The sequence below is a fragment of the Streptococcus infantis genome (genome assembly GCF_047463615.1).
GTDB classification, from domain to species: domain Bacteria; phylum Bacillota; class Bacilli; order Lactobacillales; family Streptococcaceae; genus Streptococcus; species Streptococcus infantis_X.
Map to the genome: position 1 here is coordinate 59351 of NZ_JASHDO010000006.1, position 20324 is coordinate 79674.

Consider the following 20324-nt stretch of genomic DNA (forward strand, 5'->3'; position numbering starts at 1 on the left):
CTCTTATTCTTCTTCGACCAATTCGTCTGTTTCTACCTGGTCAGCTTGTTCTGCTGCTTCCATGGCTTCAAACTCACTTGCAGACTTGATATCGATACGGTAGCCAGTCAAATGAGCTGCCAAACGAACGTTTTGTCCACGACGACCGATCGCAAGAGAAAGCTTGTTATCTGGCACAACGACCAAGGCACGTTTGCTGTCGTTTTCATCAAAGATAACTTGGTCAACTTCTGCAGGAGCGATAGCATTGTAGATAAATTCAGCTGGATCTGCTACCCATTCAATAACGTCGATGTTTTCTTCGATTGGGACCATACGATCGCTCTTGGCATCGTAGCGAGCTGGGTGGAATTTGCTAGTAATTTTCTTGATGTTAGCACCACCACGTCCGACGATTGTCCCGATCGCATCCACGTTTGGATTGTGGCTACGAACAGCAACCTTTGTACGATCACCTGCTTCACGAGCCACGCTCATGATCTCAACTGTTCCGTCATAGACTTCTGGAATTTCTTGTTCCATCAAGCGTTTGATCATTTCTGGATGGCTACGGCTTACAAAGACATTCACTCCACGAGGATTGTCTTCAACCTTGTAGACATAAACTTCGATACGATCGTGAGAAGCAAAGACTTCTCCAGGAATTTGGTCTTGTTTTGACAATTGAGCTTCGATGCTGCCAAGGTTGACATAGATAAAGCGATTGTCGAAGCGCTCCACTGTACCTGACATGATTTCTTGTTCATGCTCTTTGTAAGTATTGTAGGTAATGGCACGTGTTTGCTTGCGCATTTTTTCCATGATGGTTTGTTTGGCAGATTGGGCTGCTACACGACCAAACTCTCCTGGTGCTTCTTCAAATTTAATCTTGTCCCCAAGCTCGTAGGCTGAATTAATAGCAAGGGCATCTTTTAAGCTGATTTCCAAACGGCTATCAAATACTTCATCAACTACTTCACGAACAGTATAAACTGTAAAGTCACCTGTCTTTTCGTTGAAATCAATGGCTACACTGTCTGATTGACCATAGCGTCTGCGATAGGCTGAACGAAGTGATTCCACCACTGCATCAATGATGTCTTCTTTTTTGATTCCCTTGTCTTCTTCCAAAATGCGGAAGGCCTCTAGCATTTCTTTACTCATCTTCTATTCACTTTTGAATCTTCAAAAGCTTCCTTTCTTTTACTATAATTTTACTGCTAAACGTGCTTTTGATACCAAGTTATATGGAATTTGGACTGTTTTCTTACGTGTCTTGTCCATATATTCCATAGTCAACTCATCCTCTTCAAAGGCTAGCAAGGTTCCTTCAAAGACCTTTTGCTTATCGATGGCTTGGTAAAGTCCAACATGGATGTATTTCCCAACTGCTCCAGCGACTGCTTCCTTGGTTTTCAAAGGACGCTCCAAGCCTGGACTGGTGATTTCTAAGAAATATTGTTCTGGGAAGGGATCTGGCTTGATAGTATCTAGGACAGGACTGATGATTTCTGTCAAGTCCGCTGTGTCGTTCAAGGTAATTCCCTCTGGTTTATCTACAAAAATACTAAGAATCATGTCACTGCCAATCTTTCCGTACTCGATATCCACGAGTTCAAAGGGAGCTTCAATGACAGGTTCTACGACTTCTCTGACTAATTCTACGATAGTTGCGATTGCGTCCACCTCCTCATAAGCAAGAGGCGAAGATATTTCCCCGCCTCACTTTCTCATATTCTTACTTACAGTATAACACTTTTGACTACTTATGTAAAGTATAAGCACTCAGAAGGCTTGATTTTAAGCTTTTTCTTAAAATTCTGCACGATTTTATAGAAAGATATCAGTTTCTTTACCAAGCAATCTGAATTCCTTACAAATCAACTGTTCCGCATCCAAGCAGCTGATCCTTTTCTAGTCATCTCCCCTCTTTACTGCAAAGTCCCTAATATCCCCAAGTCATATTTCCAAGGTAAAATACGTCTCACAGACTCATCAATACGCTCTTCTGTCAGCTCTCCTGAGGAGACTTTCTTTAATAAATAAGGAATTTGAGTTTGGTACGAAGATCCTAAAATCAAATCATTACCCGCTAAAATTGCTTGAAGGGCAGCTTCATCCTGATTGACAAAATCAGCCAATCCTGCCATATCTAGATCATCCGTCATAATAACCCCATTGAAGTGAAGTTCCTTGCGAAGAATATCATTAATTTTTGGAGAGATAGATGACGGAACAGTATCAATCTTGGATAGAATATTGTGCGATACTAAAACACTATCCGCACCTGCATCTATACCTGCTTGAAAGGGTAGAAAATCTGCTTGTCTTAACTCATCCAAGAAACGATTGTCTTGGATAATGTCGGTATGACTGTCTCCATTATCTCCATATCCCGGAAAATGCTTCAAGGTTGACCCAACCTTAGTCTTTCCAAGTTCTTCTACAACCTGCTCAACATAACTTGCAGTCGTTTGGGCATCTTGTCCAATGGTTCGATCATAGATGAAAGCTGATGGATTGCTGGCAAGATCTGCAACTGGAAAGAGTCCAGCATTGATACCGACAGATTTTAGCAGCTCTGCCTTCTGTCTAGTATCAGAACGAATTGCCTCCATCCCACCTTTTTGATAAAGTTCCATAGGAGATTGGAAAGGAGTCTCTAAAATCGAACTGATACGAGTCACGGTTCCGCCTTCTTCATCTGAACCAATCAATAAAGGAATCTTCGAAGCAGCTTGGTAGCGATCTGTCAAAGCCTTCATATCCTCTAGGGTTTGTCCTTGAAAATCTCGTCCAAACAAGAGATAACCTCCAAAATGATAGGACTGAAGGTCTTCTAGCTGATGACTAGTAGGAATCCTAGCCCAGAACAACTGGCCTAATTTTTCTTCCAAAGTCATCGTGACTAATATATCTTCAACAACCTTATTCTTCTCTGCTTCACTAGTTTGAGTAGTTTTCTCAGTTTTTTCTACTTGCACATCTGCTTGTCGATGATGTTGATGATCCAAAAAAATCAAACCACCTATCACAAGGAGAAAGAAAAAATAGACTACAATAGGTTTTATGCTTCTTCTCATAGCCCCTTCATTATACCACTTATCAGGGCACAAGTACACACTTATCAAAATCCCAAATCTATTAAAAACCTCAAGGATTTAGTCCTATCGAAGACAGAACTAAATCCTTGAGGTACATATTTACATTATATTTGAGTGAACGACAGTTTTTCACTAACAAGTCTTTACATTAAAACTGAGCTTCAACTCTATAGATGACTTGACCCTTGCTTGAAAACTTTTGCTCATACTCCGTCATAACATTTCCTTCAAAGTCGCTGGCATGTAAATCTAACCAAACGCCATTGAGCTTCATGCCATATTGAGAAAAACTCACTAGGCTATATTCAAACAAGCCACGGTTATCTGTCTTGAAATGAATCTCACCGTGCTCAGGCAAGATACGCTTGAAGGTATCCAAGAAACTCTTATAGGTTAGACGACGCTTTTCATGGCGCTTTTTAGGCCACGGATCTGAAAAGTTTAGGTACAAGCGATCAATCTCACCATCTTCAAAGTAGTCAGTCAAATCTGAACCATCAACCCACAACAACTTAATATTGGGGACTGCAACTTCCAAAACCTTGTCCAAGGCATAACTCAAAACAGACTTTTGAATATCAATCCCGATATAGTTGATATTAGGGTTTTGCTTGGCCATACCTGACACAAAGGCTCCCTTACCACTACCAACCTCAACATGGATAGGATTGTCATTTCCAAAGAGGTCTCGCCATTTTCCTTTGGCTTCTAAAGGATTTAAGACAACATACTGAGGATTAGCCTCTAGTAATTCTGTTGCCCCTTTACGATTTCTAACTCTCATCTCTTCTTTCCATACTTGTCACGGAAGATGCGCAAGGCATAAATCTCCCGATTGACATTTTCTAGATCTTCATTTGTATAATATTTGGCAATCTGGCTCAAGAAGGATAACTGAGCATACCAAAATAGTTTGTTGATGACTGTTTGGTTGTATTTGTAACCGTAATAAGTCAACCACTCTTTCCACTGATAGTCTGGAATATAGTGACATAGCATATGCGCCACATCAAACATGCGATCCGTTAAACGAACGGAATCCCAATCCACTAAATAAATAAGACCGCTCTCTGTCTCAATCCAATTACTATGTCGTACATCTCCATGAACGATCGTTGCATAATCTTCCCTAAAGTTTGGCAAGCTTCCTCGCAAATCCTCTACTACCATTCTTAGATATTGATTGTTCTTCAAGGATTCTGGAGCATCTTTTAACCAAGCCTGAAGCAAGTCAAAAGGTGTTTCTAAAGAATAGCCCAAACGAGTCAATTGCGTCATCAAAGGACGCGAACGATGCAAGCGACTCAGAATATTGATAATCTGCTTGCGATTCATATCATAAGGGGTCAAAATTTTACCATTCAACCATTCTTGGGCACACATATCACGCCCATCCGATAAACGGCGAGTCCATAATAATTGAGGAGCGATTTGTTCCTTGGCTAAACCAGGTAGGATTGGAGAGGTGTTCATTTTAATAAAGACGCGCTTCCCATTAGGGTAGCTTCCCATATAAGCTTTCCCGCTTTTCCCAGGTATAGGGGTCAGCGTTAGCTCAATATCACCCAAGTCCATTTCTTTCCTCCGTATAAAGTTTCCTTACTATTCTACTAGTTTTTAGCCTATTCGTCAACCAGTCCAGACCTGATTCTCAAATAAAAGCCCTTTATCCAATCTTGTTAAAAGAAAAAGCCAAGCAGAGAGATCTACCTAGCCTTGGTTTTTCAATTTTTTCTTAGTAAATTGCCCCCTAAAAATCTGCACTTATACTCAATGAAAATCAAAGAGCGAACTAGGAAGCGAGCCACAGGTTGCTCAAAACACCGTTTTGAGGTTGCAGATGGAATCTGACGTGGTTTGAAGAGATTTTAGATGAGTATTAATCTGACAATTCAAGCTTTTAACTGGTCCTCATCATGCAAATATCCTATGTAAAAAAGTCATGATAAACGGTAAGTTTGCGATGATATTATTAACAATATGAATCGCGTAAGAAGGATAGATAGTCTTGGTATAGCGTGTCAAACCACCAAATATACATCCAACTGCTGTATAAACCAGAAGGTCTAGTAGACTAGGAGGGCTTGAAAAATGAGGTAAGGCGAATAAAATCGACGGAAATAGAATATCCAGTCCCAATCTGGAATTTTTAAAGAAGGCATGTTGAAGCAGTCCCCTACATACCAATTCTTCCATCAGAGGTCCTAGTACGATTAAGGTTAGGTAAACACCGAACTCCGCAAAATTCGTCTCACTATAGACAATAAACAAATTCCAACTTTCGTTTGTCCCCTGAACGTGTTTAGCTGTCAGATAGTTAAAGCATATCAGTACGACAACTGCTAACACCGTCAAAACAGCAAAACTCAACCACTTTTTCCTAGGGATATGAAAGAGATAAGCATGACCCGACCTGACCAAAATCCAAATCATCAAGCAGATAAAGAGAACACTGATGATGTTTCGAATCCAGATAATATTTCCTACCCAAGACGAGAACTCCCAATAATTTCTCCAAAATTGGGTTGTCCAAAACAATCCGAAAAATAAAAACAAATAAGAAAGAATGGCACTCGTTTTGAAAAGAATAGAATATTTTTTCATAGAAGCTCCTTCATAGCTTTGCTATCGTACCTTATACTCAATAAAAATCAAAGAGCAAACTAGGAAGCGAGCCGCAGGCTGTACTTGAGTACGGCAAGGAGAAGCTGACGTGGTTTGAATTTGATTTTCGAAGAGTATTAGTTCTTCTTACCTGGTCTATGTGTTACCAGACTATAGATCGTAACAGGAGTACTTACCAGTACAAGAACATTTCTCCAGAGTTCATTAGAAATCATGAGTACTCTTATACAAAGAACAAGCGATATCAATATCACTACAACTCGGGCAAATAAATCTAAAAAATACACATACTTTTTCATATGATTCCTCCATCTATTAATTCCACATCTAGAATCATTAAAATAAAGATTCAACATTTTTGCATTTTACAGATGATCCTTAGCAGATATTATTTTAAACCATCCATCTTATTTTGATGATCTATTCCAGACCTATAAAACTTCTATGTTCAAGATTCAAAGTGGCTTTTTCTCCATTTTTTATTGAACTGAACGAAGATATAAACCGAAGCAAAGTATGCTAGTGCATCCATTACATAATACCACTCATTTCCTCTAAGTTGATTGGCTCTAGGACTAACCAAATCATCATTTACTTCTATTTAAGAGCATCTCTTTTATGTTAATGTATATTAACACTGAAAAACAAGACAGGCCAATAATATTTAAAATGAACATTAATTGGGTTAAGTCTCTAAAAAAATTATCCACTGAAACTACAAGAAATACTATACATATTATAGTCGAAACTATCTTTTTCTTATCCATAATTATTTACTCCTTTCCTATCAAATCCAGCTTATCAATCAAGAGCGTTTTTTAACAGAATGCAGCAACACCCGTTGCAACTTTTACCAATTTAGTCTATCATTGTTTTTTAAAATTTTTCATCCAAATCTTGAATTATCATCGAAACATCTTGAATTGCAAAAACTTCATTAGCCCCTACTTTTTATAATACTTCAAGCCCCAAATGAGTAGCAGCATGATGAATAAGCAGAGAACAGAAGCAATATAACCAATCAGTTGTTGATAGGATTCTGCCGCCGTCATACCTCTATACAAACCGATAATAGACATAAAGCCTGTCAATCCGATGAACATGAGTTGATTGGTTCTCGGATTGACCAACTCATCATCTTCAAACTTTCTCACTCTCATTTCTCTAGTGAGGTAAACAATCACCAAAATAGAAGACAAGTTGATAATCACTAGAAGCAATTGGAAAACCAAGGAAAAATGCAAAAACTGACGAGATAGAAATAAATAAGTAGAGATCAGTACAGGAAACTGACCTAGGAACAATCTGGCTAGGAAGATGTTCCGTTTTTTAGAAAGAAAAGTTTTCATTTCTTTGCTCCTTTCTTTTTAATGATAGCAAAATAGATCATAACTGCAATCAGATAGGCTATGGTATAAAATAAATGATACCAATTACTCTCCCCAAGCGGAGACATGATTAGATACAAGATGAAAATGACAAGTATTTTTTTCTTCATAAGATTTTCTCTTAAATGTGTGCTTTATTTTAGTTGAGCTATATCCTTTACACTGCTAGTATAGCACTCCTTTTGACCTTAATTCCCCCAAATCATGAATGGTCGTCAAAACCTCCTAAATTGTAGAATAAATAAAAAGTAAGCACGGAAAATATGCTTGCCCTAATATATCTTAACAAATCAAAACGCACTCATCTTTACTTCCCTTTTCTCTGATACATTCTCATGATAGCTAGGACGAGAAAGGCTACCCAGCTTGCTAAAACTAGAAGAGTGAGGCCTGTATGTAAGATTTCAGGTGTCTTCTCTATTCGGCTGATGAGACGGACTAAGGAAACTACTGCCATCTGAATGAGGAGCAAGGATTCTGCCCTAACCAATGATGTCTGCTGATTTTCAACTGCATGTAAAAAGGCTGGCAGCAAGACACAGGTTGAAACAATTATTATCAGATTAGCTCCTGTACCTTCTCCTTCGTTGACTAGAGAAAACATGAGAAGATTGGATAGGATGATCAGTACAGAACAAGCTATAAAATAAGATTTCTGGTTCATTTATTTTTCCTCGAATATTATAAAAAGTCAGGCTGGATAAGGACAAATCGTAGCAGTGTTTTTCAACCTAAAATGCCTAGGTCCTCTTGTTCACACATTCTCTAATCAGAAGTTGACAGCAAATGAACCGCCAAAACCTGACGAAAGACTTGATCTTGACAGGTGGTATTGAGACTGGCATTGGGATAACTTTCCACAATCTTCATGACGGTATAGAGACCAACACCTCGGTCCTCCCCTTTAGAACTAACTCCAAAAGAGAAGATTTCAGAAACATCTATCCCCTCTTCTTTGATGGAGTTTTCAACGATAAAGGTTTCCTGTGCTCCATTTTTTATAAAGGCGATTGAGACACGAGGTTGACTGGCCTCTGCACTAGCTTCAATGGCATTGTCACAAAGGATAGACACAATAGTCAGAAAATCAAGCAGACTCATACTCTCGACTTGAATCTCCTCAGGAACTTCGACATTAAAGACAATATCCTTTTCTCTGGCTTTTAGAAATTTTCCTGCTAGGAGACTTTTAAGGGCACGATCCCGAACATTCACCAACCTACCTAGGTCATATTTATTGTCCTGCAATTTTTGGCTAGAATCCTTCAAGACGGAGTCGTAGACCTCTTTTATCTGCTCCATATCCCCCTCTTCAATGCCCAGACGTAAGCTGGTCAAGAGGTTGGCATAATCATGGCGAAAGCTCCGCACTTCCTTATAAAGCTCCTCTATATGCCGACTATAGCGTTCCATATCTCTATAGCGCAAGTCCTGCTCTTGGTTCAGTCTCTCATGGAGTTTGTCCTTCAAATAGGTATCCAATTTCTTGATAATCCCCATAAAAAAGAGCAGGTAAAACACTAGGATGAGATGGCGAACAGTCGTTGATTGGATGCTTTGTTCATATTCAAAGAAAGACAGATTTTCCATGACTAGATAGTAGGCCCCCATTATCCAGTTAATCGTAGTAAGGGACTTTTGAAAACCTTTATCGAGAATCTCCTTTCTCAAGCTAGTGAAATCATAGTCCAACCATTTCAAAAAGGCTAGAGAAATGAAGAAATTGAAAATTATTATACATAACCCAGTAAATGAGTAGTCATTATATACTTGCCCTTGTCCCAAAAATGGAAGCACAAAATAAGAAATACCTCTATAAAAGAGATTCACCAATATCATTGGAAAGAGACCATAAAAGAAAAGGAGTTTTTTAGGAAGCCCTCTTAACAATAAGAAAGATAAGCCGATACCGTACAAGGGTTCCATAAAATAAGATAGGTAAGTATTTCCTACTATATAGCTAATCATTACAAAAACAAAGGCCAATAGTATCTTAAAAAGAAAGGCCTTAAAAATTCTCTCAAAAGTGAGACCAATTCCATCTACCTTAAAGAATATGACAATTTCTAGTCCCTGAGTAACAAGTGTATACAATATAATCCAAATATTATACATAAGTTCTCCTAACTCAATGCAAGTTATTGATAGCCTCAGATACTTCCCTGACCTTATAACGCGCTATTATACAGCTTCCACCATTGGGAAAGAAAAGGAGTTTTTCTTTCTTATCCAAACGAACTACATTAGTTGGATTAACTAGAAAAGAGCGATGGCACTGCAAGAGACGGGGCTCCTGCTTGAGAACCTCCTCTAAACTCGCCGTAAATTCTAACCTGTCTGTCTTGGTATAGAGAATAACACGATGGGGTCTTGGGGACGTTTCGAGATAGTAAACCTCTTTAAAGGGATACTGGAATTGGGCAAATTTTGATTTAAAGTAAAAGCAATCTTCCGCCAGACTTTTACTATCTTGACTATTGGCATAGAGGAGAACTGTCTCGATACGAGATTCAAACTCCTTTGCCGACAAGGCCTTATCAATGTAGTCCAAAGCTGAAACTTGGTAGCGAAAGGACAGGGGCATAAACTCTGAGTGAGTCGTCACAAAGACAATCAGGGCATAAGGATCCCGATCCCGAATCTGTCTAGCCACTTCCAGACCCTTCATCTCTTCGTTTCGAATCTCAATGTCCAAAAAGAAAAGCTGATGCGCCCCCTTCTCATGCACCTCCGCCAGCAGTTGGTCTGGTTTCCCAAAGACTTCAAAAGAACTGGGAATGATACTCTGTTTTTTCAAAAGTTTTTCAATCGTTGTTTCAATTCTGGCTTGTTGGGAAAAATCATCTTCTAAAACAAATATTCTCATCTTCTTACTCTCCTTGTTTCAACCATTTTTGGCGAATTTCTCTATAACGACGTCTGGAATACTGAACAGCATATCGACCTTCTTCTCCAAGAAAAAGAGTCTTTGATTGGAGTTCCATGGATTTTACTTGTTCAAGGTTGACCAGACAATTTCGATGACATCTTGTTAAAGTTTCCCCATATTGTTTCTCAAGCTTGCTTAAATTTTGAAACAAATCAAAGCTAGTGTCTTCTGTAACAATCTGCACGGTATGGGCTGTACTTGGATGCGTTTGGATATAGTAGATATCCTTTATGTTTAATTTGAAAATCTCTTTCTCTTTTTGGATGATGATATAGTTCATGGACAAAACCTCCTGAAGAGAGGATATCATAAGTCTAGAATCCATTTTTTGCCAAATCCTAAACGGTTCTTAAAAATTCCTAAAGTGTCGAAGTTTTTCCGAAATAAATATGATAACCTTACAACTATTTTATCATAAAATCCCGCTATTACCATTCAGGAAATTTCAATGACAATTAAAGATTTGAAAGTAAAAAAAGAGTAAAAAGTGATAGGCTATGATTAGAAAGGCAAAGGCTTAAAACAACTTTAAAACCATTACAAAGGAGGAATTCTCATGACGGATACAAACCCAATCAAAACCGCTCAGACACTGATAACTGAGTTAAACAAAGCTTACCAAGTCTGCAAACAAGCAACAGCTGACGATGTCCGTTTTCAGGAGCAACTGGACAATATCCTCCGCTTTCTCTCTAAAGCTGAGACAGTGGATAATCGATTCTTGATTGAGCTGGAAAAATTTTACCAAACTTCCAGTCTTCTCATGGGCCTCAGTGCCCTCAATCCAGACGCTCCTACCCGTGCCGCTTGGAGAGCCTATGACCGCTTTCACTTTGACCAAGTCAAAACCAAGTTGAGTCTCTACGGACCAACCATTATCCTGTAGTAACTAAAAAGAAGCTGAGACAGATTGAACTCAACTTCTTTTTTAGTGTCATATAAGCAATGTTAGTCCTGCATCTGACGTTTCACCTGATAAGGGAGATACAAGATTTGCAAGACCAGACCAGCCCCAAGGAGGGCTAGAAGGGCTAGTTTTTCTTGGAGGGTAATCAAACCAACTACCAGTTGAACCAATAAAACTACACCAGTCAATCCTCGGACAACCGCCTGTAACCCTTTTTCCTTTTGCCCCTTGTCTAGCGGGAAAAGTTGGGTCAAATATTGGTAGTCAAAAGCATGATAGAGGGCCAATAACTGAAAGAGCAAGAGGTAGTTAAATAGAACCACCACTGCTGTCGCTATCCAAGCTTGCTCGATAAAGATCAACGCCAGCAAAGATAGGAAGAGGAGGCGAAGACTGAGGGCAAAAAGATCTCCATTTCGCAGATAAGAACGAAGATAGAGGTTCTGCCAAATCTTGCTCGGCACCTTCTGAACTGCTTTTAGGATAAAGTCTAGATAAGCTCGTCTCTTGACGCTGTTTGAAATTCCCTTGACTTGGGTAAAGAGGGCAAAGAAGCGAAGCAAGAACTGCTTACGTTTACTTTCTTGGGCAATCACATAGTCCCAGTCCAGATGATTTGCACTAAAAAACTTGCCAGCCTTTTTCTGAAACAGGAAATATTTCCCGACTCCCAAAAGAAGAACATAGACACCAAAAACTCCTAAGCCTAAACCCATGGCTAAAAATAACGGAGCAAAAAAGAGCAAAAAGAGAGTCTGTACACTAACCCAAAAGATGAAGGAAACTAAACTTTGCTTCTGGATGTGTTCTCTCACTTCTTCTACAGCTACTAAGAGAAAGAGCTTATCAGGCGCTTCCACATAGGTCGCGATTCCACCCCAAAGCATGAGTAAAACAGAGACAATCCCAATTAAACCTAGGATTGGTAAGTGATTCTCAGGAAAATGCTGGAGCAGCTGACTATACTGATAGGCTAGAAAACCTACTAAGACCAGTAAAAACAAGACAAAGTGATCATTGAGCACATAACGCAGATAACCGACACACTCTTTACGAAAAGCCTGCTTTCGCTTTAGAAACAAGTCTTTCATCGGTCCTCCTCTTTGGTCAAAGCCAAATAGATATCATTGAGACTTGCTTGAGGCATGGCAAAAGCTTCTCTCAGTTCTTGAAGATCCCCTTTAGCTCTCACTTGTCCTTTATGAAGAATGACAAAAGAGTCACACATTTTTTCAGCAGAGTCAAGAACGTGGGTACTCATAAGAATAGACTTGCCCTTTTGCTTTTCCACTTCCAAAAGCTGAATCAAGTCCGAAATCGCCAAGGGATCAAGACCAAGGAAAGGTTCATCGACGATAAAGAGACTCGGATCCACAACAAAGGCACAGATAATCATAACCTTCTGCTTCATCCCTTTTGAAAAATGAACTGGGAACCAATCTAACTTCTGGTCCAAACGGAACATTTTTAAAAGCGGTTCTACACGTTCAAAAGCTAGATTTTGCTCAATACCATAGGCCATGGCAACCGTCTCAATATGCTCTCTAAGAGTCAATTCCTCGTACAAACTAGGAGTTTCAGGAATGTAACCAATCTGCTGACGATATTCTTGAGGATTAGCACCTAAGGTTAGACCATCGATACTTATTTCTCCACTATAAGGTGTCAACAGTCCAATAATTTCATTGATGGTCGTTGATTTCCCAGCACCATTGAGACCAATCAAACCGACTAACTGCCCACTTTCAACGGTAAAAGACACATCTTTCAAAACAGGGACATGGACATAGCCACCTGTCAGGTTTTTAATTTCTAACATATTTTCTCCAAATCTGGTATAATGTAGCTATATTATATCAAAATTCAATACAGTAGAGGTAGATTTTATGTCAGATTGCATTTTTTGTAAAATCATAGCAGGAGAAATCCCTGCTTCAAAAGTATATGAGGATGATCAAGTTCTTGCCTTTCTTGATATCTCTCAAGTGACACCTGGTCATACCTTGGTCGTACCCAAAGAACACCATCGCAATCTTTTGGAAATGGACGCTACAAGCGCTAGCCAACTGTTCGCACAAGTACCAAAGATTGCTCAAAAAGTCATGACAGCTACCAAGGCTACTGGTATGAATATCATCGCCAACTGCGAGGAAGTAGCTGGACAAACAGTTTTCCATACCCATGTCCACCTTGTTCCTCGTTACAGTGCAGATGACGACCTCAAGATTGACTTTATCGCACACGAACCAGACTTCGACAAACTTGCCCAAGTCGCTGAAACTATCAAAAATGCTTAAGGAGTAACTATGAAACTATCAAATTTACTACTTTTTGCAGGCTCTGCAGTCGGTTCCTACCTCCTCGTTAAAAATCGTGAAGCTATCACTGAAGAAGTTTTAGATACTACTGATCGCGTTGAAGCCATGAAGGATGACTTGGATATCATCCAAGATAGCCTGCAAATTATCGACCAACAAAAAGAACTCATCAAGGAATATCAAAAAGATTTGACCTACAAGTTTAAAGTCCTGGAAAAAGACCTTCAAACGAGACTCGCTGTACTAAAAGAAATGCAGGAAACTGAAGAAAAATAAGGAAAAGAAAAACTCCAACTTTCCTTTATTCCCTTTAAATCCATTTTGGGTTAGCAGATCCTAACAGACAAGTGAGGGCATGAAAATGAAACAGTTTTTAAAAGTTCTGACGCGGATCATCCTGATCGTTTGTGGTGCTCTCTGCCTTCTTGCAGCTCTAGCATTTCTACTAGTGACCAATCTTTTCAAGGCCTCACCGGGTGATATTCGAGAAGGAAATGAATCCTTAAGACAAATCTTCATCTCTCTTGACATGCCTCCTGAGAAAGTAGAATCAAATGGAAAGTATCAATTCGAGGGTGGAGGTTTAGATTTTTATGTGACATTCTCTGATGAAGTCGTCAATACTCACCCAGTCCTAAAAGAAAGTCCAAATCTCACTAAAAACCAACTCAAAGTTTATGTCTTAAACACAGATGAGATTTCCTACCATTCAGTAGAAGACAACTTATTCAATCATGGTTTATTCCAATTTTTAGAGGAGGAAAGCAGGAAGTATTTACAAGAAAGCGGAAAAAAATTCAATCCTTCTTACGTAATTCTATCTTGGCAGGATCAGGAAAGTCTAAAAAAGGGAATTGCATTCTATGAAAAAGCTTTGAACTTGGTGGATATTCAGGATAATTCGGCGATTAAGCACATTGATACCGTCACCATTAAACCTGGCAAAGAAGCGGAGTTCAAGCAACTCATCCAAGATATGGATGCAGCTGGCTTACTCATTCAAAAGTATAAATAATAGGCTAACTGGAAAATGATTTTTCGACGCTAAATTTTCAAAGATAACACAAAAAGAGCCATTCGGCTCTTTTCAGATTGAAGACAAACACCATTTGGAATGTTTGTCTTCGGTCTGAAATCCTCGGCTGACCCGAAGATTTTTTCTATTTCTTAAAGCCTAAAATGCCGTAGACCGGTGAAAATCATAGTCAAGCCATGCTTATCATCTGCGATAATAGACTCCTCATCACGGACAGATCCACCTGGCTGGTTTGACCCAGTCCAACACTGGGTGTTATGTAGTCATTCGTCATGATGATATCATTTGATTTCACGTATTTGACAGCCTTCCAAGCAAAATTAAAAGTTCTTCTTTTTTATTAATATTATTTAAATCAAAACTAAATAATATGAGCTACGAAAGAAAATAATCGTAAAAATTTTCCATCATTCAAAGCATTAACCGCTTGTTATAATATGTACTTATGGTTATAAAATAGTTAAATCATACTTATCAATTCGCTCTTCGTCTTTTTTTATAACAATATGAATATCAACTTCATGTTGAAAACTATATGATTCAAATGCAAGTTTCAGTAACTGGAGTCGTTGCATAGAATTTAAACTTCCTTCTTTAAATTGAATATTCCCTCCTATAACAGAGCAAACAACTGCCTTCCCATGTGCATTATCATCTATAAATTGACAAAGTTCATATATCATCGAAAAGTAATCTGTATACGTATTTAATTCAATATTATTGGTATTTGTATACTCTGCTATCCTCAATAGAAAGTAATTATCGCAAGCGATAATTCTTTCCTCTGATTCTTTTAGTTCATTCAGTCTTTGATTATCTATACAATTGTTGTCTCTAAATTGAAACTGAACTGATTTTATTCGTATATCAGCCTGATCACAATCTAAATTTCTATCCATAGGTATTACTTTTATAAATTTATTGAAATCTTCATCAAATATATCCCCATAATATATATTTAAAATTAATTTTGAATCTTTACTAACATAACGATATAAATATTTTTCTAGTATTTTATCTAATACGTATTTATTCCAAAACCAAGCTCCCAACAATGAAAACATAACAATGGCCAACTCAAATTGTAGAAAATAACATTTTGGAATAATAAGTTGCAAAAACTGTAAAAAACTAAATATTGATGCCCAGGGGAAGAGCCACTTCAATATATGTTGGATGATATCTTGTCTTTCTTTCTTTTTTTTCAAATTCATTTTTATTTTCCTAAATTTCTATAATAGTATTTTGGAGGATTCTGCTTCATAGTGTTATCTTGATTATGTAATCGTTTATATTTTATTGCATTTAAATCAACCTCACAAATATCAACATGAGTATTTTTGGCACCCTTATGGATTGAAATCTGCCTTCTATATTCTTCCTTATACGGGCTAAACACTTCAACCCCCCCTAGCTGTGAATAATTGGTTATAGTTGACACAGCCATCAAATCACGTGATAAACTTTCTGCTATCTGTTTATAATACTTAATATCCTTATTATTAGTAATTAAATGTACTACCTCTGGTTCTTCTTTTGATATTTCATACTTCAAATCTAGAGAAGCCGCTTCATAACAATTTAATACCGCATGGGTACTATCCTTGAATTTTACTATATGCTGATTTTCCCAATCGGATGAGTCAGGAATATAAATTTCCCAATTTTTGTTACGACTGAACCTACTTCCCTGAAATATTTCATATTCAATAGGTGAAGGGTATAATTTTGGTAGTAAAATAATCTCCGTATCTTTATATTCTTTCTCTCCTTTCAACACTTTAAAGGGTCTAATAATAAATGTTAAATTTAATACTTTATTCTCGTTCTCTAGATAGATAAAATCCAAGCCACCAATTACTAATATTTTTGTTTTTCTAGCAAACCTGACAAGTGAATATATTTCTTGCAATGGTATACCTTGTTCAGGATACAATAAAACATCTGTTTTATTCCTATCTGCTTCATTTAGCGTAAGTATAATGTCTTTTATATTGGATTTATTTTTTGAATAATCTTCAAAATATTTTAGTCTCTGACTATATGTTTCAAAATTACTCTGAGATAGCACAATCTTTTTCTTATAGTTATAATCCCCAATTTTTATTCCGTCATTACCATCAAAAACAATAATACCTTTTTCATTATGATAATTATTTCGAAAATTCTTTTTTACTACATCCAAAAAATTTTTGTCAACATTTGAAACAACTAATGATCTAGAGCAACTAAATTCAGCCAATTTTCTTAATTGCTTCTCAAAATAAAATAGACTGTCCTTTTCAACTATATTTCTTAATTTATATCTTGGATATCGAAAGTACTCTTGTATTTGATATAACGAAGTACCATATCGAGCTTTAAAAGTATGTTCAAGATTATTCTTGAAATTTGATAGAAAAATCTTAAACAACTTACTTTTTGGCTCTACATTTTCTTCTAGAGACTGGAGCCTTTTCATAAATTCTAATTTATCCAATTTAATACTAGATTTTTTTGCCAATTCTTCACACAATAGAATTTTATTTGAAACTAATTCAATTATAATTAACTGATACCAATAATCAAATAAATTCAAAAAAAATTCATCATCAACAAATGAGTAAAAGTATTTAAGAAACTTCTTTGCCAAGTTTACATTCTCTTCATCAATGTCCTCTTTAAGATTCCAAAAAATATAGTTGAATACCGTAGAAATAGTCCGACTAATATACTTTTTATCTCTGACTATTGTAAATAAGTCTGAAATTTTCGTAAGTCCTTGCGTTAAGTTATAGGCATTTTCAAATTCTTTATCATATTCATTAGGGTCTATTAATCTATAACTATCACTGGAAAGTTGTTGAGTTTCTTTCGCGAATTTATTCAAATAATTGATATCGTTCCGTTTATTAACAATAAAAAATAATGTTTTATCTTCACTAAGTTTGACGGACTTCTTCTCATTTAATTTAAGTGAATCTCTTATTTGTGTGATTTTTGCTTTTATATTATCTATTTCAGGCAAGTCTCCTGGTTTATATTTTTCAGAAACATCTGTTTTTACCAAAAAAACAATATCATCTACATATCGACTATAGTTTACTGGATAAAACGTTTGCTTTATTTTATTGTCTAAATCTAATAGATAAAAATTGATTAAAATGTTGCTGGGTAAAAATCCAATTGGCAAAACTGTTTCAGAAACTAAATTATTATCTACTTTTGAATCTTTTAAAAAATCTCTTATTCCTTCTAACTCATTATACTTTTCTATAATCTTAAAAATATACTCTGTAATAAATTCAAAATTCTTTGTATAATTTTGTCCTAATTCTTCTACTAATTCTTTTTTTAACTTTTCGACATTTACATTGTAATAACATCTTGACAAATCTGTTTGTACATATATGCCTGTTTCTTTTTCTTCTATCCATTGACGCATCTTATTAAAATTCGAATCTCTGAATTCAGAATAAGCATCGAAATATGGGTTAAAAAAACTACTTTGAGATTGAGAAAGTCTATTAGCATATACATCATCTTTAAGCCTACTATCAATTAATCTAGCAACAGTTTCTAACCAAATTGCACTCACAATAAAATCTTGTAAACTTATCTGAATAAAATAATTAAATTCGATCTTTCCTGATATTTTTTTAGATGAAGAAAAAGTAACAACATTGTGAGATTGATTTTCAGATTCTTCTCTAACTTTTTTATACATTGAAACTGCTTTAATTTCGTCTAAGCAAGGCTCAATTGTCTGACTTATTAACTCCTTCTTAATAGAAGAAATTCTTGAAACAAGCATATCTAGAAGATTTTCCTCTTTATCTCCACTAAACCAAGCTGACCAATTGTAAAACATTCTCTTGTTGTATTTTAACTCATTTAAAATTTTTGTAGCTACAATTTTTTCATTAACATCATTAATATCCATATTGTTTTTATCTATCAATTGATTATACCTCTTCACTCTCCATAATCTTAGTATATCAAATTTTTTTGCATTTAAAACTTAAATATAATACTTGCAACAAAAAACATCCAATTTCTTGGATGTTTCAAATTTAAGACAAAGTCCTTAGAACTCAAGTTTCTAAGGGCTTTTCTTTTTATGGTTTCAAGCCAGTTTTTCTCATAGAGAAAAATAAGAAAACCACCAGCTATGCTGGTGGCTGAAAAGGCTTCTAGCTTCCATTTATTTTTTCAAGTATAATCTAATTGTTCAGGTTAGATAAAGGAGGAAAAATAAATGGCTAAAACCAGTTACAGTTTATCACATACCAAATGAATGTGCAAATATCATATAGTTTGCACACCTAAGTATCGCCGTAAGGCGATATATTACAAAGTCAGGTCGGATTTGATAGATATTATTAAACATCTATGCCGTTGTCGTGGCGTGGAGATTATCGAAGGTCATATGATGCCAGACCATGTACACCTGCTTGTACTGATACCTCCCAAACTTTCGATTTCCGATTTTATGGGGTATCTCAAGAGTAAAAGTGCATTGATGATATTTGATAAGCACGCTCATTTAAAATATAAGTATGGAAATCGAAAGTTCTGGGCTAGGGAATACTATGTAAGTACAGTTGGACTAAACGAAAAGACCGTAGCTAAATATATTCGCGAGCAGGAAAAGAATGACATTGCACTCGATAAGCTGAGTGTAAAAGAATATGAAGATCCGTTTTCTGATGGTGGATTTAGAATAAGGTAAAAGCCCGTTGTGACGGGCATTAGTCAAGTAATATAGCACGACCTGAACGAAGTTTAGCGAGCGTCTTTAGACGCCGCTGAAGAGAAACGGCTTATAGCCGGTGTACAAGCCACCCGTTTTCACGGGTGGTTATGATTCATTCTCCTTCAAAGGCATCTTTAATATGGTCAAAGAAGCCCTTTTTCTTAGGATTGACTTTTAGATCACCAGCAGCTGCGAATTCTTTCAAGGCTGCTTTTTGACGGTCGTTCAAGCCTGTTGGTGTTACAACATTAACAGTAACGTATTGGTCTCCAAGGGCACCACCACGAAGACTTGGAGCTCCCTTACCACGTAGGCGGAATCGTTTACCAGTCTGAGTTCCTTCTGGAATGACTAATTCTACATCACCATGAACTGTAGGGATGTCTACTGTATCACCAAGTGCTGCTTGAACAAAATTGAGGTTCAAATTGTAGAAGATAGTGGTTCCTTCACGTTCAAACTTATCGCTAGCTTCAACTGAAACCACCACGTACAAGTCACCATAAGGTCCACCGTTAAAGCCAGCTTCACCTTGACCAGCTAGGCGGATCTGTTGACCTGTTTCCACACCAGCAGGGATTTTTACGTGTACGCTATGGGCTTGTTTTTCATGACCAGTTCCATGACAGGTTGTACATGGATCTTTGATTTCTTGACCACGGCCATGACAGACATCACAGGTTACTTGGCGACGCATCATACCGAGCGGTGTTTGGGTGTCAACATTAATCACACCTGAACCATGACAGCGTCCACAAGTAACTGGACTTGTTCCAGGTTTAGCACCAGACCCATTACAAGTACGACAGCTTGCTTCACGATTGTATTTGACTTCCTTTTCAGTACCAAAAATAGCTTCTTCAAAAGTCAAATGAACGCGATACTGGAGGTCGTCACCTTGACGAGGGGCGTTTGGATTACGTGAGGCACCTCCACCACCAAAGAAGCTTGAGAAGATATCCTCAAATCCGCCAAAGCCACCTGCTCCATCGAAGCCACCGAAACCGCCAGCACCACCAAAACCACCATTGGCACCAGCCGCACCATATTGGTCATAGGCAGCACGTTTCTGTTCATCGCTCAAAGTTTCATAAGCTTCTTGAACTTCCTTGTACTTTTCCTCAGCACCAGGTTCCTTGTTGATATCTGGGTGGTATTTTTTCGAAAGCTTACGATAAGCCTTTTTGATTTCGTCTGCCGAAGCGTTTTTTGACACCCCCAGACGATCATAAAATTCAGTATTGTTCATGTAAGATACCAAGACCGTAAAATTCGACTGAAAAATAGGAAATCTGACGCTGGA

At 37.2% G+C, this 20324-nt stretch carries 22 protein-coding genes and 1 pseudogene; 5 read left to right on the forward strand and 18 right to left on the reverse strand.

Going from position 1 to position 20324, the window contains the following annotated elements; genetic code table 11:
* Positions 1-3 precede the first annotated feature (3 nt).
* From nusA to QM874_RS06830, 12 genes are all read right to left on the reverse strand, one after another.
* Entirely contained in the window at positions 4-1143 is a 1140-nt protein-coding gene (gene nusA / locus QM874_RS06775) for a transcription termination factor NusA (RefSeq protein ID WP_414316717.1), read from the reverse strand.
* Between the two features lie 42 nt (positions 1144-1185).
* Positions 1186-1665: a ribosome maturation factor RimP gene (rimP, locus tag QM874_RS06780; protein WP_006155380.1), complete on the reverse strand. Its 480-nt coding sequence runs from the start codon at positions 1663-1665 to the stop codon at positions 1186-1188.
* 245 nt (positions 1666-1910) lie between these two features.
* The gene (locus QM874_RS06785) at positions 1911-3062 is read right to left on the reverse strand and encodes a glycoside hydrolase family 3 protein (protein ID WP_414316718.1); all 1152 of its coding nucleotides are present in this window, start codon (positions 3060-3062) and stop codon (positions 1911-1913) included.
* Positions 3063-3231: 169 nt separating this feature from the next.
* Positions 3232-3867, reverse strand: coding sequence for a tRNA (guanosine(46)-N7)-methyltransferase TrmB (trmB, locus tag QM874_RS06790; RefSeq protein WP_414316719.1), 636 nt, complete (start codon positions 3865-3867; stop codon positions 3232-3234).
* Positions 3864-4658 (reverse strand): cell cycle regulator CcrZ, encoded by a 795-nt coding sequence (gene ccrZ / locus QM874_RS06795; RefSeq protein WP_075232002.1) that lies wholly within the window; start codon positions 4656-4658, stop codon positions 3864-3866. Before ccrZ ends, trmB begins: the two co-directional genes overlap by 4 nt.
* A gap of 339 nt (positions 4659-4997) precedes the next feature.
* Positions 4998-5687: a lysostaphin resistance A-like protein gene (locus tag QM874_RS06800; protein ID WP_414316720.1), complete on the reverse strand. Its 690-nt coding sequence runs from the start codon at positions 5685-5687 to the stop codon at positions 4998-5000.
* A 965-nt stretch (positions 5688-6652) separates the two neighbouring features.
* The gene (locus QM874_RS06805) at positions 6653-7057 is read right to left on the reverse strand and encodes an immunity protein (protein WP_414316721.1); all 405 of its coding nucleotides are present in this window, start codon (positions 7055-7057) and stop codon (positions 6653-6655) included.
* Positions 7054-7206, reverse strand: coding sequence for a hypothetical protein (locus tag QM874_RS06810; RefSeq protein WP_414271037.1), 153 nt, complete (start codon positions 7204-7206; stop codon positions 7054-7056). The genes QM874_RS06805 and QM874_RS06810 overlap by 4 nt, the downstream gene beginning before the upstream one ends.
* Positions 7207-7403: 197 nt before the next feature.
* Positions 7404-7760 carry a hypothetical protein gene (locus QM874_RS06815; RefSeq protein ID WP_414316722.1) on the reverse strand — a complete coding sequence of 119 codons (357 nt, stop codon included), beginning with the start codon at positions 7758-7760 and terminating at the stop codon, positions 7404-7406.
* Positions 7761-7861: 101 nt separating this feature from the next.
* The gene (locus QM874_RS06820; RefSeq protein WP_070460215.1) at positions 7862-9211 is read right to left on the reverse strand and encodes a sensor histidine kinase; all 1350 of its coding nucleotides are present in this window, start codon (positions 9209-9211) and stop codon (positions 7862-7864) included.
* A gap of 13 nt (positions 9212-9224) precedes the next feature.
* Complete coding sequence (locus QM874_RS06825) at positions 9225-9962, reverse strand: response regulator transcription factor (RefSeq protein ID WP_414316723.1); 738 nt, start codon at positions 9960-9962, stop codon at positions 9225-9227.
* A gap of 4 nt (positions 9963-9966) precedes the next feature.
* Positions 9967-10305, reverse strand: coding sequence for a LytTR family DNA-binding domain-containing protein (locus tag QM874_RS06830; RefSeq protein WP_414316724.1), 339 nt, complete (start codon positions 10303-10305; stop codon positions 9967-9969).
* A gap of 276 nt (positions 10306-10581) precedes the next feature.
* Between QM874_RS06830 and QM874_RS06835 the strand changes: the two genes are divergently transcribed.
* A complete protein-coding gene (locus QM874_RS06835; RefSeq protein ID WP_414316725.1) occupies positions 10582-10911 on the forward strand; it encodes a helicase BlpT in 330 nt (109 codons plus the stop codon).
* Between the two features lie 62 nt (positions 10912-10973).
* Here the strand turns inward: QM874_RS06835 and QM874_RS06840 are convergent, their stop codons facing one another.
* Both QM874_RS06840 and QM874_RS06845 read right to left on the reverse strand, forming a co-directional pair.
* Positions 10974-12023 carry an ABC transporter permease gene (locus QM874_RS06840; protein ID WP_414316726.1) on the reverse strand — a complete coding sequence of 350 codons (1050 nt, stop codon included), beginning with the start codon at positions 12021-12023 and terminating at the stop codon, positions 10974-10976.
* The gene (locus QM874_RS06845) at positions 12020-12751 is read right to left on the reverse strand and encodes an ABC transporter ATP-binding protein (RefSeq protein WP_414316727.1); all 732 of its coding nucleotides are present in this window, start codon (positions 12749-12751) and stop codon (positions 12020-12022) included. The genes QM874_RS06840 and QM874_RS06845 overlap by 4 nt, the downstream gene beginning before the upstream one ends.
* A 67-nt stretch (positions 12752-12818) precedes the next feature.
* Between QM874_RS06845 and QM874_RS06850 the strand changes: the two genes are divergently transcribed.
* The 3 genes from QM874_RS06850 to QM874_RS06860 all read left to right on the forward strand — a co-directional run bounded on the left by QM874_RS06850 (position 12819) and on the right by QM874_RS06860 (position 14265).
* Entirely contained in the window at positions 12819-13229 is a 411-nt protein-coding gene (locus QM874_RS06850; RefSeq protein ID WP_414316728.1) for an HIT family protein, read from the forward strand.
* Between the two features lie 9 nt (positions 13230-13238).
* A complete protein-coding gene (locus QM874_RS06855) occupies positions 13239-13526 on the forward strand; it encodes a hypothetical protein (RefSeq protein ID WP_414316729.1) in 288 nt (95 codons plus the stop codon).
* An 85-nt stretch (positions 13527-13611) separates the two neighbouring features.
* Positions 13612-14265, forward strand: coding sequence for a hypothetical protein (locus QM874_RS06860; RefSeq protein ID WP_414316730.1), 654 nt, complete (start codon positions 13612-13614; stop codon positions 14263-14265).
* Positions 14266-14417: 152 nt separating this feature from the next.
* Here QM874_RS06860 and QM874_RS06865 read toward each other — a convergent pair.
* The 3 genes and pseudogenes from QM874_RS06865 to QM874_RS06875 form a co-directional block, all read right to left on the reverse strand.
* Positions 14418-14605: pseudogene (locus QM874_RS06865) on the reverse strand (bifunctional phosphoribosylaminoimidazolecarboxamide formyltransferase/IMP cyclohydrolase PurH); the annotation flags it as partial.
* Between the two features lie 130 nt (positions 14606-14735).
* The gene (locus tag QM874_RS06870) at positions 14736-15500 is read right to left on the reverse strand and encodes a hypothetical protein (protein ID WP_414273291.1); all 765 of its coding nucleotides are present in this window, start codon (positions 15498-15500) and stop codon (positions 14736-14738) included.
* Positions 15501-15502: 2 nt separating this feature from the next.
* Positions 15503-18208 carry an RNA-directed DNA polymerase gene (locus tag QM874_RS06875; protein ID WP_414316731.1) on the reverse strand — a complete coding sequence of 902 codons (2706 nt, stop codon included), beginning with the start codon at positions 18206-18208 and terminating at the stop codon, positions 15503-15505.
* Between the two features lie 354 nt (positions 18209-18562).
* Here QM874_RS06875 and tnpA point away from each other — a divergent pair, with 354 nt between their 5' ends.
* The gene (tnpA, locus tag QM874_RS06880; protein WP_075228513.1) at positions 18563-18997 is read left to right on the forward strand and encodes an IS200/IS605 family transposase; all 435 of its coding nucleotides are present in this window, start codon (positions 18563-18565) and stop codon (positions 18995-18997) included.
* A 136-nt stretch (positions 18998-19133) separates the two neighbouring features.
* Here the strand turns inward: tnpA and dnaJ are convergent, their stop codons facing one another.
* Entirely contained in the window at positions 19134-20270 is a 1137-nt protein-coding gene (gene dnaJ, locus QM874_RS06885) for a molecular chaperone DnaJ (protein ID WP_414316732.1), read from the reverse strand.
* Positions 20271-20324 lie beyond the last annotated feature (54 nt).

Coding starts and splice junctions, on each gene's coding strand:
- QM874_RS06870 (WP_414273291.1), bottom strand. CDS start 15,500: ATGAATTTGAAAAAAAAGAAAGAAAGACAAGATATCATCCAACATATA.
- QM874_RS06855 (WP_414316729.1), top strand. CDS start 13,239: ATGAAACTATCAAATTTACTACTTTTTGCAGGCTCTGCAGTCGGTTCC.
- QM874_RS06810 (WP_414271037.1), bottom strand. CDS start 7,206: ATGAAGAAAAAAATACTTGTCATTTTCATCTTGTATCTAATCATGTCT.
- QM874_RS06800 (WP_414316720.1), bottom strand. CDS start 5,687: ATGAAAAAATATTCTATTCTTTTCAAAACGAGTGCCATTCTTTCTTAT.
- QM874_RS06840 (WP_414316726.1), bottom strand. CDS start 12,023: ATGAAAGACTTGTTTCTAAAGCGAAAGCAGGCTTTTCGTAAAGAGTGT.
- QM874_RS06815 (WP_414316722.1), bottom strand. CDS start 7,760: ATGAACCAGAAATCTTATTTTATAGCTTGTTCTGTACTGATCATCCTA.
- QM874_RS06860 (WP_414316730.1), top strand. CDS start 13,612: ATGAAACAGTTTTTAAAAGTTCTGACGCGGATCATCCTGATCGTTTGT.
- dnaJ (WP_414316732.1), bottom strand. CDS start 20,270: ATGAACAATACTGAATTTTATGATCGTCTGGGGGTGTCAAAAAACGCT.
- QM874_RS06825 (WP_414316723.1), bottom strand. CDS start 9,962: ATGAGAATATTTGTTTTAGAAGATGATTTTTCCCAACAAGCCAGAATT.
- QM874_RS06805 (WP_414316721.1), bottom strand. CDS start 7,057: ATGAAAACTTTTCTTTCTAAAAAACGGAACATCTTCCTAGCCAGATTG.
- ccrZ (WP_075232002.1), bottom strand. CDS start 4,658: ATGGACTTGGGTGATATTGAGCTAACGCTGACCCCTATACCTGGGAAA.
- QM874_RS06835 (WP_414316725.1), top strand. CDS start 10,582: ATGACGGATACAAACCCAATCAAAACCGCTCAGACACTGATAACTGAG.
- QM874_RS06820 (WP_070460215.1), bottom strand. CDS start 9,211: ATGTATAATATTTGGATTATATTGTATACACTTGTTACTCAGGGACTA.
- QM874_RS06850 (WP_414316728.1), top strand. CDS start 12,819: ATGTCAGATTGCATTTTTTGTAAAATCATAGCAGGAGAAATCCCTGCT.
- QM874_RS06845 (WP_414316727.1), bottom strand. CDS start 12,751: ATGTTAGAAATTAAAAACCTGACAGGTGGCTATGTCCATGTCCCTGTT.
- QM874_RS06830 (WP_414316724.1), bottom strand. CDS start 10,305: ATGAACTATATCATCATCCAAAAAGAGAAAGAGATTTTCAAATTAAAC.
- tnpA (WP_075228513.1), top strand. CDS start 18,563: ATGTGCAAATATCATATAGTTTGCACACCTAAGTATCGCCGTAAGGCG.
- QM874_RS06785 (WP_414316718.1), bottom strand. CDS start 3,062: ATGAGAAGAAGCATAAAACCTATTGTAGTCTATTTTTTCTTTCTCCTT.
- QM874_RS06875 (WP_414316731.1), bottom strand. CDS start 18,208: ATGGATATTAATGATGTTAATGAAAAAATTGTAGCTACAAAAATTTTA.
- trmB (WP_414316719.1), bottom strand. CDS start 3,867: ATGAGAGTTAGAAATCGTAAAGGGGCAACAGAATTACTAGAGGCTAAT.
- nusA (WP_414316717.1), bottom strand. CDS start 1,143: ATGAGTAAAGAAATGCTAGAGGCCTTCCGCATTTTGGAAGAAGACAAG.